This is a genomic window from Vibrio sp. 10N.261.46.E11, from assembly GCF_041472735.1.
Taxonomy (GTDB): Bacteria; Pseudomonadota; Gammaproteobacteria; order Enterobacterales; family Vibrionaceae; genus Vibrio.
In genome coordinates this window covers 1-1,513 of record NZ_JBFRQW010000097.1, presented here as the reverse complement: position 1 = coordinate 1,513, position 1,513 = coordinate 1, and the positions used below count along the sequence as shown (strand labels likewise).

At 42.6% G+C, this 1,513-nt stretch carries 1 protein-coding gene and 2 tRNA genes; 2 read left to right on the top strand and 1 reads right to left on the bottom strand.

What is annotated here, in order from left to right:
- Window positions 1-75: 75 nt before the first annotated feature.
- Complete coding sequence (locus tag AB4407_RS20860) at window positions 76-864, bottom strand: lipase family protein (protein WP_372121844.1); 789 nt, start codon at window positions 862-864, stop codon at window positions 76-78.
- A gap of 349 nt (window positions 865-1,213) precedes the next feature.
- Here AB4407_RS20860 and AB4407_RS20855 point away from each other — a divergent pair.
- Both AB4407_RS20855 and AB4407_RS20850 read left to right on the top strand, forming a co-directional pair.
- Window positions 1,214-1,300 (top strand) — tRNA-Leu (locus AB4407_RS20855).
- An 82-nt stretch (window positions 1,301-1,382) separates the two neighbouring features.
- Window positions 1,383-1,456 (top strand) — tRNA-Cys (locus AB4407_RS20850).
- The last annotated feature ends 57 nt before the right edge of the window (window positions 1,457-1,513 follow it).

Here is a 1,513-nt window from a genome sequence, read left to right as displayed (position 1 = left end):
TTAAATGATCAGTGTTAGCCCTAGTGGCTGGTTTTTTCGTTTCTGGCTTCTTCACAATCTTCCTACGTACTCATTTCAATGTTTATCAAAGAAATCCTTGTTACGAATATACTTGCTCATTAGATGATAAGAGAAAGGCCGGATCAACCAACTGAAAATTGAGCGCCCAAGGCGTATTAATGTCGGTGTGTTTTCGTAGATTCGCCCGTTATAAAGCCAAAGCACTTTACCTACATGCCAATACAACAGAGGTACGGGTGGCATGAAGGTAACGATGTCTATGTCGCAGCAGATACGGTAGGTTTTCTTGCTCAAACGGTAGTTCTTTTTGAAACTCCAATCACCCACAGCGGGTTGGCCAAACGTAACAATTCGTTTAATACAGCCTGCGTACTTTTGGTCTAGGTAGTCACCAAATACGCAACCAATCGCGCCGCCAGAAGAGTGCCCGGTGATAGAAATCCGTTTTCCTTGTTCTAACAATGGTATGAGCGTGGCCTCTAAACGTTCGATAACGGTTTGCCCAAGCTTGTCTTCGTTACGGCTTGGCTGGCTTTCTTGGAACATGAGATGATAGAAACCAGCATGAACACGATAGTTGAGCCCAATCCTTTGACAGCTTCTGGTCCATAGTGCAAAAGTGAGTAGCCAGTCAGAAAGACTGTGTGACCCTTTAATAACCACGACCACTTCATCTTTGTCACTACTCCATAAAACTCGAATCATGGTTTTGCCAAACTGGTTCTTTATGATGCGTTGCCCATTGGGATCAAAACCGTAACGAGTCTGTTTAAAAACTCTCGGGTAGGCGAGGTTGCAGAGTACGGCATAGCGTTCATATTGGTATCGTTTTAGTGGCTTCACATTGTCATTTCGTAATAGTCGTGACTTAAAACTTTAGCCTTTGAATGTGAAACGCAGATGAAAATTAAGGAGTGTTTCTTTCAGTCGACTGAATCAACAGCATTTAGTGAATCTGAAAATTGTAATTTTGCCTTTTAATCCCCGCGACAACTCAAGATCTACGCATAAGAACCGTACAAGCTGCACTAAATTCATTCTGTAGAGTTCGATAATTAATCACTTGAATTAAATGATAAAATTTATTGTTGACGAAATTTTTTCATCCGTTAAAGTACAACTCGTTCTCACGGCTTAGGTCGAAGAGAGATGGTGTTTTACTTTTCAGTAATCAGCATCGCATAATCGCGTTGCCCTGGTGGTGGAATTGGTAGACACAAGGGATTTAAAATCCCTCGGCGTTCGCGCTGTGCCGGTTCAAGTCCGGCCCGGGGCACCATCTATCTAGTTCCTACTTTTAGTAGAGTGTTGAACAAAGAGTGGTTCTCTTTAAACACTTCAATATATTTTATGTTGACAATGGCGCCTTGGCAGAGTGGCTATGCAGCGGATTGCAAATCCGTGGACCTCGGTTCGACTCCGGGAGGCGCCTCCATTCTTTCTCTTAGTCTGATAAATTAAGAGGCAATAAGAATAAGAATGAAAATGCGAT